This window comes from Candidatus Gillettellia adelgis (assembly GCA_020541285.1).
Classification (GTDB): Bacteria; Pseudomonadota; Gammaproteobacteria; order Enterobacterales; family Enterobacteriaceae; genus Gillettellia; species Gillettellia adelgis.
In genome coordinates this window covers 1,322,614-1,339,691 of the sequence record CP047043.1, presented here as the reverse complement: position 1 = coordinate 1,339,691, position 17,078 = coordinate 1,322,614, and the positions used below count along the sequence as shown (strand labels likewise).

At 35.3% G+C, this 17,078-nt stretch carries 11 protein-coding genes; all 11 read left to right on the top strand.

Annotated features, from left to right (window positions below; translation table 11 throughout):
- Positions 1–459: 459 nt before the first annotated feature.
- Complete coding sequence (gene rppH / locus GIY03_RS03220) at positions 460–969, top strand: RNA pyrophosphohydrolase (protein ID WP_457913678.1); 510 nt, start codon at positions 460–462, stop codon at positions 967–969.
- A 2,107-nt stretch (positions 970–3,076) separates the two neighbouring features.
- Complete coding sequence (atpB, locus tag GIY03_RS03215; protein ID WP_457913677.1) at positions 3,077–3,856, top strand: F0F1 ATP synthase subunit A; 780 nt, start codon at positions 3,077–3,079, stop codon at positions 3,854–3,856.
- A gap of 45 nt (positions 3,857–3,901) precedes the next feature.
- Positions 3,902–4,144, top strand: a complete 243-nt coding sequence (gene atpE, locus GIY03_RS03210; protein WP_457913676.1) for a F0F1 ATP synthase subunit C — start codon at positions 3,902–3,904, stop codon at positions 4,142–4,144.
- A 54-nt stretch (positions 4,145–4,198) separates the two neighbouring features.
- Positions 4,199–4,669 carry a F0F1 ATP synthase subunit B gene (gene atpF / locus GIY03_RS03205; protein WP_457913675.1) on the top strand — a complete coding sequence of 157 codons (471 nt, stop codon included), beginning with the start codon at positions 4,199–4,201 and terminating at the stop codon, positions 4,667–4,669.
- Positions 4,670–4,682: 13 nt separating this feature from the next.
- Positions 4,683–5,243, top strand: coding sequence for a F0F1 ATP synthase subunit delta (gene atpH / locus GIY03_RS03200; RefSeq protein ID WP_457913674.1), 561 nt, complete (start codon positions 4,683–4,685; stop codon positions 5,241–5,243).
- On the top strand, positions 5,224–6,768 hold the full coding sequence (gene atpA / locus GIY03_RS03195; protein ID WP_457913673.1) for a F0F1 ATP synthase subunit alpha: 1,545 nt from the start codon (positions 5,224–5,226) through the stop codon (positions 6,766–6,768). The genes atpH and atpA overlap by 20 nt, the downstream gene beginning before the upstream one ends.
- Positions 6,769–6,826: 58 nt before the next feature.
- Positions 6,827–7,690 carry a F0F1 ATP synthase subunit gamma gene (gene atpG / locus GIY03_RS03190; RefSeq protein WP_457913672.1) on the top strand — a complete coding sequence of 288 codons (864 nt, stop codon included), beginning with the start codon at positions 6,827–6,829 and terminating at the stop codon, positions 7,688–7,690.
- Positions 7,691–7,792: 102 nt separating this feature from the next.
- Positions 7,793–9,175, top strand: coding sequence for a F0F1 ATP synthase subunit beta (gene atpD / locus GIY03_RS03185; RefSeq protein WP_457913671.1), 1,383 nt, complete (start codon positions 7,793–7,795; stop codon positions 9,173–9,175).
- A gap of 30 nt (positions 9,176–9,205) precedes the next feature.
- Positions 9,206–9,640, top strand: coding sequence for a F0F1 ATP synthase subunit epsilon (locus tag GIY03_RS03180; protein ID WP_457913989.1), 435 nt, complete (start codon positions 9,206–9,208; stop codon positions 9,638–9,640).
- 2,575 nt (positions 9,641–12,215) lie between these two features.
- Positions 12,216–13,595 (top strand): bifunctional UDP-N-acetylglucosamine diphosphorylase/glucosamine-1-phosphate N-acetyltransferase GlmU, encoded by a 1,380-nt coding sequence (gene glmU / locus GIY03_RS03175; protein ID WP_457913670.1) that lies wholly within the window; start codon positions 12,216–12,218, stop codon positions 13,593–13,595.
- Between the two features lie 346 nt (positions 13,596–13,941).
- Positions 13,942–15,774: a glutamine--fructose-6-phosphate transaminase (isomerizing) gene (gene glmS, locus GIY03_RS03170; protein ID WP_457913669.1), complete on the top strand. Its 1,833-nt coding sequence runs from the start codon at positions 13,942–13,944 to the stop codon at positions 15,772–15,774.
- Positions 15,775–17,078: the final 1,304 nt, after the last annotated feature.

The window sequence follows — 17,078 nt, the reverse complement described above, 5'->3', positions numbered from 1 at the left end:
CTATCGTGAGAAAACAGATTATCTTTCATGCTGAGCTTAGAATAGAATTAGTGTCGACGGACACTAATAGTTTTATGATACTCAGGATACTAGTAGTCAAATATTAGCATCCTTCCCTACCATACCCAGGTAGTAGTATAACGTGATTTTTCGAAAAAATTTGAGTGGTCGAAGGACGCATAATCTAATACTTTCGAAAAATATTTACTATTTAATGTTTCGTATTAAATAGTAAATGTTAGTATTAAATGCTACAACTGAAATAGCAATCACGTTGTAATAAGGATGTTAGTCTATTGATTCTAGGAACATGAATCTGTTAGTTCAATATTATTCATGTATCATCACTATGTTATTTAGTACGATGTCGTCAAATAGCAGTGTATCACATTTGTAGCTTGTATAAAGCAATTAAAATATCTATTAAGCCTTTGCATTTAAGCTGATCGAGGTAGTCTGGTGATCGATGATGATGGTTACCGCCAGAACGTCGGTATTGTAATTTGTAATGATTATAGGCAAGTTCTATGGGCTCGTCGTTATGGGCAGCACTCCTGGCAATTTCCTCAAGGTGGTATTCATTGTGGGGAAACTGCAGAACAGGCTATGTACCGTGAGTTATTCGAAGAAGTAGGCTTGAGAAAAAAAGATGTGTGTATTTTAGCGGAAACTAACCATTGGTTGCGATATAAATTGCCAAAACATTTAGTGCGCTGGAATATAAAGCCACTGTGTATTGGCCAAAAACAAAAATGGTTTTTGTTGCAGTTAATTTGTAACGATGCCGATATTAATATGCGACGTACAAGTACACCGGAGTTTGATCGATGGCGTTGGGTGAGTTTTTGGTATCCAGTGCGTCAGGTAGTGTCGTTTAAGCGAGATGTCTATCGTTGGATAATGAATGAGTTTGCTACAACCGTAATCCAGATGAATAAAGCACAACAACAGGTACCTACTTACCGTTAACAATAAAATTAAGTTAATTGTTATCATTAACAATGATGCCCGTTACTTATCAAAGATTCCTGAATTTTGTAATTTACACTTATTATGTAAGGGTATAATCTTACACATGTTATTCAGAAGAGCGAGATGTATATTTTTATCATATTGAGGGAGAGTAGATTATAACTGTAACTGTTTATTTTAGTAGCTTATAAAGAGTGGCAATCTAACATGATCGCCTATGCATTTTGCCTATATATGGTATCCGTATACAGCAAAATTGGTGGGAAATAGTATTGCAAAACCTACAGGCGCTTGAATTATCATGTGCGTGTTATGTAGATTAAAGAAATTATTAATGATTCAATCAACATTTTTTATGTTAAAAATCCAATAGAGTTTAAGAATATCGATGAATATCCATGCATATTATGCCATATTCAGTATAATTTAACAATATCATTCAATAGGTTAGTTAAAAGATTGTTTGGTAGATAGTATAAATATATTAAACAATATAAAAGACGCCTTGCAAAGTGTATACAAAACAACAGGGATTAAAACACAATCTTAGCGAACTGATTAATAGTACCGGCACTGGAAATATAGTGGGAGATATAAATGCACCTTAAATATATTGACACACCTATTAAAAAAATCAGGCAATAAGCACAAGAAACAATGATATTTGTAGAAAATTATTAACACAGTGATATACCTACACGCTATGTTCGATATAGCGGTGATTGTTGGATGTAATGTATGGAAAAGTGGAAAATGATCTGTGTTATCAAAACAAGGAAATTCACTATAATAACACAGGTGTCAAGACTACTTTCATACATGAGACGTGTTATTCAGTGTAACTGATGCAGTTTAGATAATACAATGAGTATTGTATGTGATAATTTTCCGCCTTATTCTATAGTTTAGTTTTAAATGTGACAGTCACATTACAACAAGTGATGCATGAAACAATCGCAAGTGATCACACTTTATTTATAATGAAAAGTTTCTATCAGCAGAGCACTAATTCTATTAAATAAATTCCTAAAACTTCATAGCAAGCCATTGTGAGGCAATCAGCATACTTTAGTAAATGCTAAACAATATAACTACAAATTCGTTTGGTATATGTATTAAATAACATCGGTATAAAGATGCATACCAATGTATCTTAGGATGCATAAATTAGTGTCTGACTGAGATAAAATAATAAAATCAATCAATCTCACCCATACTCTGCTTACCATCTAATTTCAGAGTCATTCGAATGGTTTTTAATCTATATCTTGCGCCATCACTGCTGTTCTACAATGCATCATGAGACTTGCTATATGTTTCTCGTACTGGTTTATAAGATAAGCTTCAGATCGTAGCAACTAAATAAATGGTTTTCTTTTATTTTTATGTAGATTGTATTCTTAGAGTGATGCTTTAATTTTCATGTTTTTGTTTCATTCACAACAACAAAATAGTTGTGTAGATTACATTTTTATAAACAACAGAAATACTATGTTAGTACTTTCTTATATTGTAAGGTCATGCAGAATGCTATGATTACTAATCAATGGTGTTTTTTTAAATTAATGCTGCTATCTTGATGCAATGTTCAAAATTATGTGTTGCTATATCAGTTTGTCAGGTTGTCAAATGATGAATATACAGGATACTTCTCCTTATTATCTTAATATATCCACATGAAAAGTACTCAAATACATATTGAGTAAGAGTGTTTGATATTTTGCTAGTCTGAGGACTGAAAATTATAATTTCCATTATTTTAAGTCATGAAATTTGGAATGTTCAAATTAATATTCATCGTTTGCTTACTTTTCTCTTGAATGACTTAAGTTGCGTAGAGATCAGGTATAGCAAAGATAATAAATCTCCCGTAGTATATATCAGAAAGAATCATGATACGTAACATCATCTAAGATACGTGCGTGTTCGACATGCTCAAAGATTATAGATTTATGCGAGCCTCTTGAGTCATGTTAAGTGAAATTATTGCACTTCACTGACCTTTAAAAATATTGCGTATAATTTTAGAAGTGTTAATAGTGAAAATCGTGTAACCTTTCGTCATTGATAATAAAAAATTTAACTAATAAGGGTAAGAGATATTATGTCTGTAGAACACGCCTTAACTCTACAGGAGTATATTGGTCACCATTTAACGCAATTGCAGATTGGTAAAGGATTTTATTCAATCAATATTGATTCGATATTTTTTTCGGCTATTCTGGGGAGTTTTTTTCTTGCAGTATTTTATACAGTGGCAAAAAACGCTACCAGCGGAATACCGGGTAAACTGCAAACTGGTGTAGAATTAGTAGTGGAGTTTATTGATAGCAGTGTTCGTGAGATATATCATGGTAATAGCAAGATTATTGCCCCATTATCCTTAACGGTTTTCATGTGGGTTTTCCTTATGAATCTTATGGATTTACTGCCAATTGATTTATTCCCAATAATTGGCAAAAATTATCTGGGTTTGCCTGCGATGCGTATAGTCGCTACCGCTGATGTAAATATTACCTTATCAATGGCGTTGGGCGTTTTTGTTCTTATTTTATTTTATAGTGTCAGTATAAAAGGTTTCACGAAATTTATAAAAGAGTTAACTATGCAGCCATTTCACCACCCTATTTTTATTCCTGTTAACTTAGTTCTTGAAGGTGTCAGTTTATTATCTAAGCCTGTGTCGCTAGGGTTAAGATTGTTTGGCAACATGTATGCAGGTGAATTGATATTTATCTTAATTTCTGGTTTGCTGCCATGGTGGTTACAATGGACTTTGAGCTTGCCTTGGGCTATATTCCATATTTTAATAATTACACTTCAAGCATTTATTTTTATGATTTTGACAATCGTTTATGTATCAATGGCATCCGAAGAGCACTAATTTTTTAAATACTTGTAATTTTTAACTGAAAAACTGGAGAATGTCATGGAAAATTTAAATATAGAGTTATTGTACATGGCGACTGCTTTGATGATGGGGTTAGCAGCAATTGGTGCGGCAATCGGTATTGGTATATTAGGAGGTAAATTCTTAGAAGGGGCAGCTCGTCAGCCAGATTTAATACCTCTTTTACGTACACAGTTCTTTGTTGTAATGGGTCTTGTTGACGCTATTCCGATGATTGTTGTTGGTTTGGGGTTATATGTGATGTTTGCTGTTGCGCAGTAAAATTGTTGGTCTAGATTACAATCATCCTATTAATTTTAAAAGAGGTATTGTGTCATGAATCTTAATGCAACAATCCTCGGTCAGGCTATCACTTTTATTCTATTTGTCTGGTTCTGTATGAAACACGTGTGGCCCCCGATTATAATTGCCATTGAAAAGCGTCAACAAGAACTTTCTGACGGTCTTGCTGCAACAGAGCGTGCAAAAAAAGACTTGGATTTAGCACAAAGCAGTGCAGCTGATTATATAAAAACCGCTAAAGCAGAAGCCCAGGTGATTATTGCACAAGCTAACAGATTTAAAGCTCAAATTATAGATGCAGCAAAAGTGACAGCTCAACAGGAATATAAGAAAATTGTAATAAAAGCTCAAGTTGACATGAATACTCAACGTAAACGCGTTCGTGAAGAATTACGTCAAGACATTGCAATGCTAGCAATTGCTGGTGCAGAGAAGATTATAGAACGTTCTATAGACAAAGCTGTTCATGATGAGATCATTGACAAACTGATTACTCAACTGTAAAGAGGTAGAACTGATGTCTGCAAGCGTCACTATAGCTCGTCCCTACGCTAAAGCAGTGTTTGACTTTGCTTGTGAGCATAACGCTTTAGATCATTGGCAGGAGATGTTAGAGTTTTTAACGATTATAATTAGTAATCAACAGATTTATAAAATTTTATCTAGTATGGTCTCGCCGGAGACACTGTTTAAGATTTTCATTGCTATTTGTGGTGAACACCTCGACGAGTATGGTCAGAATTTTATTCATATAATGTCTAAAAATAGACGTTTGTCTATCTTGCCTCTGGTACTAAAAAAGTTTATCGAATTGCGCACATTACTAGAATCTCCATGGATAGTAGATGTGTTCTCCGTATGTCCATTAAATAATGCACAGCAAACTAGAATTATCGCGGTAATGGAAAAACGTTTATCACGTAAAGTGAAGCTTAATTGTAAAATTGATAAGTCTTTACTCGCTGGAATCATTATACGTGCTAGCGATCTGGTGATTGACGGCAGTATACGCTACCGTCTTGACTCCCTAAAAGACGTTTTGCTAAGGGGATTAGAGTATGCAACTAAAGGCCACTGAAATAAGCGAACTGATAAAGCAACGTATTGCTCAGTTTAACCTAGTAAGCAACATTCATAATGAAGGTACTATTGTTTCTATTAGTGATGGAATTATTTGTATACACGGTCTTGCTGAAGTTATGCAGGGCGAAATGATAGCTTTGCCAGGGAAGTGCCAATATGCAATTGCATTGAACCTGGAGCGTGATATTGTCGGCGCTGTTGTAATGGGGCCATATGCAGATTTGACGGAAGGAATGCAGGTTAAATGTACGGGCCGCATTTTGGAAGTGCCAGTGGGTCACGGTTTGATGGGGCGCGTTATCAATACGTTAGGTATGCCTATTGATGGCAAAGGCTCAGTTAAACACGACGGCTTTTCCCCTATTGAAACGGTTGCTCCTGGCGTTATTGAGCGCAAATCCGTTGAGCAACCCGTGCACACTGGTTATAAGTCTGTTGATACGATGATCCCTATTGGCCGTGGCCAACGTGAATTGGTGATTGGTGATCGACAAACAGGTAAAACTGCGTTCGTGATTGATACGATCATCAATCAACGTAATTCCGGCGTAAAATGTATTTATGTAGCTATCGGTCAAAAAGCGTCTACCGTCGCTAACGTAGTGCTAAAATTAGAAGAGCATAATGCACTTACTAATACTATCGTGGTTGTTGCTACTGCTTCTGAGTCTGCTGCACTACAATATTTAGCCCCCTACTCTGGTTGTACGATGGGTGAATATTTTCGCGATCGCGGCGAAGATGCACTGATCGTATATGATGATTTGTCTAAACAGGCTATTGCTTACCGTCAGATATCTCTTTTATTACGTCGACCCCCAGGTCGTGAGGCCTATCCAGGAGACATATTCTATCTCCATTCCCGCTTATTAGAGCGTGCTGCGCGCGTGAATACTGCATATGTTGAGGCTTTTACAAAAAATGTAGTTAAAGGTAAAACGGGTTCATTAACCGCCTTACCCGTTATTGAAACGCAGGCTGGCGATGTTTCTGCATTTGTTCCAACTAATGTTATTTCTATTACTGATGGTCAGATATTTCTTGAATCTAACTTGTTTAATTCTGGTATGCGTCCAGCTATTAACCCAGGTATTTCAGTATCTCGTGTTGGTAGCGCTGCACAAACTAAAATCATGAAAAAGTTATCAAAGGGTATGCGTACTGCTCTTGCACAATATCGTGAATTAGTAGCGTTTTCGCAGTTTGCTTCTGATTTGGATGATGTCACCCGTAAACAATTAACTTACGGACAAAAAGTCACTGAATTGCTTAAACAAAAACAGTATGCACCTATGTCAATCGCAGAACAGGCGCTGGTACTTTTTTCTGCAGAATATGGCTACTTAAATGATATTGAGGTCTCACAAATTGTAAACTTTGAAGCGGCTCTGATTGCTTACGCTAATCGAGAGAGTGTTGAAGTATTAAAGTGCATTAATAAAACTGGTGACTATAACGATGAAATTGCGTGTAAGCTAACAGAGATTCTTGAAGCCTTCAAGAGTACTCAGATCTGGTAGTTTTAAATGCTTTTATATTAAGAGACGGCCATTGATCTAGTCGTAAATAGGAAAAGATATGATAAGCGGAAAAGAAATACATAGCCAGATTAGTAGCGTTAAAAACATGCAAAAAATTACTAAAGCCATGGAACTAGTTGCTGCATCTAAAATGCGTAAATCACAGGAATTTATGATATCTGGACGTCCTTATGCAGAAGCAATGCATAAAGTAATTGGTCATCTGACATTAGGGAAGTTAGAATATCAGCATCCATATCTAAAAAAACGTGACGTTCAGCGTGTCGCATACTTAGTTGTATCGACTGATCGTGGGCTGTGCGGTGGTTTAAATGTTAACTTATTTAAACAACTATTGTCTGAGATGAAGCAGTGGTACGAACAGGGCGTCGAAACCGATTTAGCATTAATTGGTTCTAAAGCAGTCTCTTTTTTTAGTTCTATTGATGCTAATATTATTGCCCAGATCAGATGTATCGGCGACAAACTATCTTTATTAAATTTAATCGGGTTTATAAAAATAATACTGCAAGCTTACGACCAAGGTAGTTTAGATAAACTATATATTATAAGTAATAAATTTACTAATATAATGTCCCACTATCCACGGATAGTACAATTATTACCATTGCCTTTTTTTGATGATGAAGAGGTAAATACAACACATTGGGATTATATCTACGAACCTGATCCACAGGTGCTACTTGATACTTTAGTTCGCCGTTATATAGAATCACAAGTTTATCAAAGTATCATAGAAAATCTGGCTAGTGAGCAGGCCGCAAGAATGGTTGCTATGAAAGCCGCTACTGATAATGGTGGTAGCCTAATTAAAGAGCTACAACTCGTATACAATAAAGCTCGTCAGGCTGGTATTACTCAGGAGCTAAGCGAGCTTGTGGCGGGAGTCCCTATAGTTTAAAAGATGCATTGTCTTAAAATAGCTTCTTGCATTTAGAGCGCGCAGTCAGTGTGTCGGTAAGTTGCACTGTGGCGAGCAAATGAATTACTTAGGAGATGTATAATGATTACTGGAAAGATTATCCAGGTAATTGGTGCCATAGTGGATGTTGAGTTCGCTCGGGATGCCGTACCAAAAATATACAATGCTCTTGAGGTTGAGAATAGTGCTGAAAAACGGATACTAGAAGTGCAGCAGCAGTTAGGTGGTGGTGTAGTGCGCTGTATTGTAATGGGGGCGTCTGACGGTCTTCGGCGTGGCTTAACAGTAAATAATTTAGAACATCCGATTGAGGTGCCAGTAGGCAAAGTAACCTTGGGCCGTATTATGAATGTACTAGGTGAGCCTATTGACATGAAAGGCAAGATTAATGAAAAAGAGCGCTGGGCAATTCATCGTCTACCGCCAAGTTACGAAGAAATCTCTAGTTCTCAGGAGTTATTAGAGACTGGTATTAAAGTGATGGACTTGATTTGTCCTTTTGCTAAAGGCGGTAAAGTTGGTTTATTTGGTGGCGCCGGTGTAGGTAAAACTGTAAATATGATGGAGTTAATCCGTAATATTGCAATTGAACATTCTGGTTACTCCGTATTTGTAGGCGTAGGCGAGCGCACGCGTGAAGGTAATGATTTATACCACGAAATGAAAACTTCGAAGGTTTTGGACAAGGTATCGCTAGTTTATGGCCAGATGAACGAGCCACCTGGTAATCGCCTACGTGTAGCGCTGACTGGATTGACTATAGCCGAAAAATTCCGTGATGAAGGTCGTGATGTGTTACTGTTTATTGATAATATTTATCGTTATACCTTAGCTGGTACTGAAGTGTCAGCGTTACTTGGGCGCATGCCATCAGCGGTAGGTTATCAGCCAACGTTAGCAGAGGAAATGGGGGTTCTGCAAGAGCGCATTACCTCTACTACAACTGGTTCTATTACTTCTGTACAAGCTGTTTATGTCCCTGCAGATGATTTGACAGATCCATCACCAGCTACGACTTTTGCGCACTTGGATGCAACTGTTGTGCTAAGTCGTGATGTTGCTGCGCTAGGTATCTACCCAGCCGTTGATCCTTTAAGTTCTACTAGCCGTCAACTAGACCCTTTGCTTGTTGGTCAAGAGCACTACGATGTAGCAAGAGGTGTACAGTCTATTTTTCAACGTTATAAAGAATTGAAGGATATTATTGCTATATTGGGTATGGATGAGCTATCTGAAGAAGATAAACTGATAGTATCCCGTGCACGTAAAATCCAGCGATTTCTATCTCAGCCGTTTTTTGTGGCAGAGGTGTTTACAAGTTATCCAGGAAAATTTGTATCCTTGAAAGATACTATTCAAGGTTTTAAAGGTATCATAAGTGGTGATTACGATTATTTACCAGAACAGGCATTCTATATGGTCGGTACAATTGCAGAAGTAATAGAAAAAGCCAAGCAATTATAATGCCTGAACAGGGAGGGGCATATGGGGCATATGTCGATGACTTACTATTTAAAAGTTGTTAGCGTAGAACAACAAATATTTTCCGGTTTAGTAAAAAAAATTCAAGTAACAGGTAGCGAAGGTGAATTAGGGATCTTTCCTGGACATTCAGCGTTACTAACTACTATTAAGCCTGGTATGGTACATTTTGTTAAACTACAGGATAAAGAAGAATTTATTTATCTATCCGGTGCTATTCTTGAAGTACAACCAACGGTGGTTACCGTGTTAGCTGATACGGCTATTCGTGGTAGTGATCTTGATGAAGCTAGAGCGCTAGAGGCTAAGTATAAAGCTGAAGAACAAATTTGCAATCATCATCGTGATGTATACGATGCTCAAGCATATTATGAGTTAGTAAAAGCACTTGCAAAATTGCGTGTTATTGACTTAACTAAAAAAGCAATGCAACGTTTAGGTTCATAACATGTGTTGCCACTTAAGGCAGCATGTAACCGATTAATTGTGTCATTTAAAATAAATAGGTGATACTACTGTTGTAGTAGTGTTTATGTTCACGTCTGCATTATAAGTGAATGTAATTGAACAATCAATCAATACTGTTCCGGGTTGCGTAACAGGCATACTAAACCATAGACTGGGCTTAGAACATCAGATCTATCTAATCTAACGTATCAACTAGTTAGTAATGAAGTTACTGAGAAAATATATATCATATGTATATATGATGCAGAAACATTTTTAATAGTAATAAACTGATAGTAAGTTTATTAAACTCTAGATGTTAGTATTTATTCTGTGTGCTAGTTTCTGATTAAATTTTTTGAACATCGATTAATAATGACACATTGACTTCCGATGTATTTTTTGCACTGACGTGGCAGTGTCTGACTGTGTGTGTTCATGGTTGTCTAATTGTCGCTTATTCTAGATAGCAATCATATTATTTAAAAAGAAAAATATCAAGCTTTTTGTAAAATCACTATATTTAATTAAGAGAAAAAATAAATGATATTTTACTGTGTTATCTAATACTAGCATATTGCAGAGGTAGTTGTATTATATAGGTATTTAGAATACCTTCAACATATTAAATATATTAGAATGCTTGCTTTATCTTCTATCTTCTAGACGTTTATTTTTTTAAATACCCTACTTTATGTGAGTAATGATTATTAATAAACATTGTTTATAAAGAGGAAAAGTTCTTTACACCTGGTATAACTCGTGAAATATTCAGTAGGTTTTACATGAACATCGCTTATGCGTTCAGCAATATTGATTGAGTAAATTAAATAATTTTATAGCCGTGCTCGATTTTGTATAGCTGTTTCGTGATACCTAGTGTGCTTAGTAGTCAGCTTACTCCGTATCAACTAATTTAATGTCATACTTGCAATGAGTATGATATTGTTTCGGATACTCAATAAACCTGTAGCGTATTCGAAGTTTATATACTTATTTAAACGCTTCTTTGTTATAGAAGCGACGGACTAACGCGTCGGTGTATTTAAATATAACTCTGTGTAGCAGTCTAATGAAGTAGTATAGAAGATGAATCATTATTCAAAAGATCTTAATCTTGAAAACTAGAAGAATAGATTTTATACAATTACATTTTTCTTGTAACATCTATGCTGGAGAAGTGTTTGTTTTTCTTTTTAAGAAGTGTAGATTTTTTTATTATAAGTAGAGTGATCTTATAGAAACAGTATTGTTCTCGTTATAGATATATGTTACAACGTGTTGTAATTGATGATGCTGACATATTTTCAATACTTCAAAAACTCATGGTGTTGAATAGATTAAAGATTAGTGTTGCTTGTGTAGCAGATAATCAAAAATTACCGTTTTAATATAATGGTTGAAGGGATAAAAGGTTCGATATTTTTAGTGTAGTTTTTATTATTGATTATAATTTAAGTAATTTTAACTTTTTATATAAAATAAAAATTTATTACGCGTAGTTATGTTTTATAAACTATCTATGCATACTAATTCTCTGTGGTTCTTTTAAATAGCAGTGCTTTCCAGTTATAATTTTAGTGGGTTCCTTATGAGTGCATGTTTTATTATATGCTAATTCTGTAGTGTTTAACACTCTTGTTGATCTGTAAAGCCGTTTCTATTTTATTAAACATTTTATCTGAAAAGAATAGCTTTATAGATCTCAGGTTACCTACATTGTTGATACTATATATCATCAAGTTTAGTAGCTGAATATCTTATGATTTTAGGTATCTAATAAATACCCTGAAAAGTACTATTTGATAATTGATACGCTAATATTCTTTGATCTTTCAGTCACTTTACTGTATAAGGATTATTAGCCTATATTATGACGTAGTCAAGGTTAAAACATTGCAATATACAGGTCTTTATCTGCTTATTGATCTTGTGCAATTCATTCTATATAGAATGTTTGAAAAGTTTAATGAAGTTTTGTTTAGTGCTCAAAAAACAAGTTATTTACCTAACGGTTCACAGCTAAAATAGCTTATATTATATAACGTTAAGCGATTTCTTATGCGTTTTGTACTAGTTTAACATTAATTAAACTGTCTCACGTGTAATACAGAAGCTCATACTGGTTGTATGAAAACGTTTAGACTGTAGTGTATTTAAAATTCTACAAAATTTATCAGCATAATTTTTGATACTTTTCGGGATGTTCGACTACATTTTAAAACATTTCAGTATCTTTATGCAGCCTGTATGATATTCATTATAGTGGTTATGTCTACTTGCCTTGCTTACTTGCATAACATGCAGTGTTTAAAAAACGTACGCTTAGGTTATTTATAGTGCAGACTAGTAAGCATGACATTTAAACTATTTTCAGATTAATGTATTTCTCCATTACCGACTTCTGTAAATCTAGAAGTATGGTGGGTATATGAGACTTGAAGATTAGAGTAACACTGAAAATACTGAGATTGCTAATTGTAATGTCCTGCCATAATTTTTCTAAAATATATAGCAATCTTGTCGTTTAACGATTTTTGATTGTGTTTATAATATTAAAGTGATCAGGTTACTTATGTTAAAAAGTGCAATAAGCATCGTAATTCTAGCTGCAGGCAAGGGATCACGTATGTCTTCTAATCTTCCGAAGGTATTACATTTATTGGCGGGTAAGCCAATAGTACAGTATGTCATTGATACTGCAATGAAGTTAGATGCAAAAAACGTGCATCTTGTGTATGGCTATGGTGGCGATTTTCTAAAGCGTACTTTATTTAAAAACAAAGTAAATTGGGTTTTGCAGATTGAACAATTAGGTACTGGCCACGCTATGCAGCAGGCTGCGAAATATTTTTATGATAATGAAGATATATTGGTGTTATGTGGAGATGTACCGCTCATCTCCATAGAGACACTTGCTCGCCTGTTAGTCTCTAAGCCGCACGGTGGTATCAGTTTATTAACGGTAAAATTAGACGACCCAAGCGGCTATGGGCGTATTTTGCGTAAGAACGGTAAGTTAATTGGTATCGTTGAGCATGAAGACGCCAGAGGCATGCAATGTCAGATCAATGAAATAAACACCGGTATTTTCGTGGCTAACGGTCGTGACCTTAAACGATGGTTAAATATGCTGAATAACGATAATGCACAGGGTGAATTTTATATTACAGATATAATTGCGCTAGCTCATGCAGAAGGAAAAAAAATAGAAGCAATACATCCATCAAACCCAAGCGAAGTTAGCGGTGTAAATAATTTCTCGCAGTTAGCAGCACTTGAGAGAGTTGTTCAGCTCAAACAATCCGAACAGTTATTATTAGCGGGTGTTATGTTACAAGATCCTGCGCGTTTTGATTTATGTGGCACACTTATTTATGGTCGTGATATATTTATTGATGCTAACGTAATAATTTCAGGCACAGTTAAACTAGGTAATCGTGTAAAAATTGGCATTGGCTGTATATTAAAAAACTGCGAGATTGGTGATGATTGTAAGATTAACCCATATAGTCTTCTAGAAGACACAGTATTAGACACTCAGTGCACTGTAGGTCCGTTTGCTCGCCTACGTCCCAATACACAACTCGCCGCTGGTGCTCATGTTGGTAATTTTGTAGAAATGAAAACAGTACACCTCGGCAAAAGTTCAAAAGCAAGCCATTTAAGCTATTTGGGTAATGCTGAAATTGGTGATAGGGTAAATATTGGTGCAGGAACGATCACTTGTAATTATAATGGTATTAATAAGCATACAACTATTATTGGTGATGATGTATTTGTTGGTTCTAATAGCCAACTTGTGGCGCCGGTTTCTATTGGTAAGGGTTCTACAATTGCTGCTGGAACTACGGTCACTCATAATGTTTCTGAGCATGAACTAGCGATAAGTCGGGTTAAGCAAAAAAATGTTCAAGGTTGGGATCGTTCTTTTAAAAAAAAACATTCTAAATAATATGAGTGTCAAGAATGCAGCAATCTAGCAATAGAGTAATTCAGCATCAATCGGAATGATATGTATGTTTTATAATAAACTTAACTTAAAAGATAATTTTACTTATTCTAGTGATATCACTCTATATTAGTAAGTGATTAGGCAAGCACAATACCGCTAACTTACAGGTCACGTGAAGTATCATTGAATATAAATAGAATGAGTATTGTGGTAACACGATACATATCACATAATATATATACTATTTTAATTTTTAAGATGTACAGATTCGCAATGAACACTGAAAAGGCAGATAAGGATAATATAAAGATGTCTGTAAGAATGTTGCAGTAGGAGAGTATTACTGATGTGTGGAATTGTAGGCGCAGTAGCACAACGAGAGGTTTCTGAAATTTTGTTGGAAGGGTTACGCCGTCTTGAATATCGTGGTTATGATTCTGCTGGTTTAGTCGTAGTAGATAAAGTCGGTACAGTAAGTCGTCTACGTCGTGTAGGAAAAGTAAAAGAATTAGAGGAGGCTGTAAAAAACAATAAATTGCACGGCGGGACTGGTATTGCTCATACGCGTTGGGCAACACATGGTGCCCCGACTACAGCGAATGCGCATCCGCATTTTTCTAGTCATATTACTATAGTACATAATGGTATTATTGAAAATTATCAACCTTTAAGAAAATTACTCATTGCACGTGATTATCATTTTAGTTCTGATACTGATACTGAAGTGATTGCTCATTTAGTGCACTGGGAGCACAAACAAAGCGGCGGTAAACTGATAGAGGTAATGCAACGAGTAATTCCACAATTGTATGGTGCCTATGGTACTGTTATAATGGACACTCGAGATCCAGATGTGCTAGTAGGCGCGCGTTCCGGTAGTCCATTAGTAATTGGCGTCGGTGTTGGTGAAAATTTTATTGCTTCCGATCAGTTAGCTCTATTACCAGTGACACGTCGCTTTATTTTCTTAGACGAAGGTGATGTAGTTGAGATAACTCGTCGCACTGTCAAGATTTGCGATAAACAGGGTAATATCGCTAAACGTCCTGAAATAGAGTCTAAGGTGCAGTATGACGCTGGTGATAAAGGCGGATATCGTCACTATATGCAGAAAGAGATTTATGAACAACCGCAAGCATTGAAAAATACTTTAGAAGGGCGTATAAATCACAACAAAATTAATCTCAGTGAGCTTAATGCGTATTCGCATACATTATTAATGAAAATCCAACATGTGCAGGTTATTGCTTGTGGTACTGCTTATCACGCTGGAATGGTAGCACGTTATTGGTTTGAAGCACTCGCAGCTATACCTTGTGATGTTGAGATTGCGTCTGAATTCCGTTACCGAAAATCTGTAGTAAGACAAAGAAGCTTAATTATTACACTGTCACAGTCTGGAGAAACCGCTGATACGCTAGCGGCGTTAAGATTATCTAAAGATCTCGGTTATCTGGGTTCCTTAGCGGTATGCAATGTCACAGGATCTTCTTTAGTGCGTGAATCCGATATGGCCTTAATGACTAAGGCTGGCACTGAAATTGGCGTAGCTTCTACTAAAACTTTTACGACTCAGTTAGCTGTATTATTAATGCTTATAGTGTATTTGGGTCGCCTGAAGGGAATGAAAAAAAGCATAGAACATAATATTGTATACGCTTTGCAAGCATTACCTGCTCGGATTGAGCGTATACTGTTAATGGATAAAAATATTGCAGCGTTAGCGGAAGGTTTTTCTGATAAACAGCATGCATTATTCCTGGGACGTGGTAATCAGTACCCAGTGGCTATGGAAGGAGCGTTAAAATTAAAGGAACTTTCTTACATCCATGCTGAAGCCTATGCAGCAGGTGAATTAAAGCATGGCCCATTAGCTTTGATCGATTTCAATATGCCAGTCGTTGTAATAGCACCGAATGATGGGCTGTTAGAAAAGTTAAAATCCAATATTGAGGAAGTGCGTACACGTGGAGGTCAGTTATATGTATTTACTGATGAAGATGCTGGATTTTCCAGCAGCAAAGGAATGGTAATTGTTCCTTTACCGTATATTGAAGAAATAGTCGCACCAATATTCTATACTGTGCCATTGCAATTATTGTCGTATTATGTGGCTTTAATCAAAGGTACTGATGTTGATCAGCCGCGTAATTTAGCCAAATCAGTTACAGTTGAATAACTATAATAAGTAGAGTCATCAAAATAAACTTGAAGCAAAAATCCACTGTTCTTGTAATATAAAGGATATACTGCTTTACAGTAATATTATCTTTTGTGTTTTTGATATAATCCTAACCTGATAATTTTAGAGATACTGCAAGCATTAAAGTATTAACTAGCCTGTTTAAATATAGAAATAGCTTAACTTATCGCTACGGAATGTAAGTTTTATAAAAGATATAGCTAAATTAATGTGTGTTGGGTGGTTTGATATTAGTTATTAAATCAAACACTTTACTTTGAAATCATATGCATTAACATTGTTCGAGTAACCATGCATTGCTTAAGAAGATACAGTAAAAAACGATGCACCATCAGATTGAAGATATTTAATAAAGGATATAATTCTTAAAAAATTTACATGTTTATGTTGTTAGATTTGATGAATATTTTGATCACTATAAAATTTATAGAAAGATATCGAATAGAATGCGGTTATGTATAGTCTAATGAATGCGCAGGAGGATCGTGAATGCTTTGCCCTATAACTTTCGCAACAAGCCCAACGCATTTTAGTAGCTGATTTGCTAGTACTCAGTGGAGTACATTGATAATAAAATTGTGCCTATAGATGTAAAGTAGTTACTAACTATATAATTTTCTTATGAAGTATCTAGTAATCACTAGATACTAGATTAGTTATATAGAATTCTAAAAATAACGTATACCTTATCAAACTGAATATGCTTATTTTGAATTTATGCACACACAATTAAAACTACGTGTAGGATAAGCATCCTACTGCTGTCGAGAGAAATAAGTGAAGGGCATATATACCGGTAGTGCGAGATTTCCCTACATCAGAGTATATGGTATAGACTTTATTAGATTTTTCGCAGCTGTAAAAGTGTTTGAGTTTTATTAAGGTGTAAAATAAGTGCTGTGTCTATGTAATATATTTTATATCAACTATATAAATCTTTAGTAACAAATACATTTTCTTGTACTATGGCGTCTTAGTATAAAGATACGTATAATATAATCAAACAATAGCAACGAGAAATGTTCAATGAACATATTTAGTACTATCTAAATAAAATAGCATTCACAACTGTTGGATTCTCGTGATTTAGCACGGTATAGTTTTGTAAAATACGCTATTTATTGATATGCTATAAAATCATTAGATGTTCTTAAAATAAGATAAAATCTTAATTAAGATAAAATAAAAGGACTGCTTGACAATGAATTAAGTAAAGTCGTTAATGACTCGACTGTAATAATGCTATAAATATTGTATTTGGAGTGATACATGCATTGGTG

What these genes read in the sequence shown, in the direction of transcription:
- atpB (WP_457913677.1), top strand. Translation starts at nt 3,077, where the DNA reads ATGTCTGTAGAACACGCCTTAACTCTACAGGAGTATATTGGTCACCAT.
- atpE (WP_457913676.1), top strand. Translation starts at nt 3,902, where the DNA reads ATGGAAAATTTAAATATAGAGTTATTGTACATGGCGACTGCTTTGATG.
- atpF (WP_457913675.1), top strand. Translation starts at nt 4,199, where the DNA reads ATGAATCTTAATGCAACAATCCTCGGTCAGGCTATCACTTTTATTCTA.
- atpH (WP_457913674.1), top strand. Translation starts at nt 4,683, where the DNA reads ATGTCTGCAAGCGTCACTATAGCTCGTCCCTACGCTAAAGCAGTGTTT.
- atpA (WP_457913673.1), top strand. Translation starts at nt 5,224, where the DNA reads ATGCAACTAAAGGCCACTGAAATAAGCGAACTGATAAAGCAACGTATT.
- atpG (WP_457913672.1), top strand. Translation starts at nt 6,827, where the DNA reads ATGATAAGCGGAAAAGAAATACATAGCCAGATTAGTAGCGTTAAAAAC.
- atpD (WP_457913671.1), top strand. Translation starts at nt 7,793, where the DNA reads ATGATTACTGGAAAGATTATCCAGGTAATTGGTGCCATAGTGGATGTT.
- GIY03_RS03180 (WP_457913989.1), top strand. Translation starts at nt 9,206, where the DNA reads ATGTCGATGACTTACTATTTAAAAGTTGTTAGCGTAGAACAACAAATA.
- glmU (WP_457913670.1), top strand. Translation starts at nt 12,216, where the DNA reads ATGTTAAAAAGTGCAATAAGCATCGTAATTCTAGCTGCAGGCAAGGGA.
- glmS (WP_457913669.1), top strand. Translation starts at nt 13,942, where the DNA reads ATGTGTGGAATTGTAGGCGCAGTAGCACAACGAGAGGTTTCTGAAATT.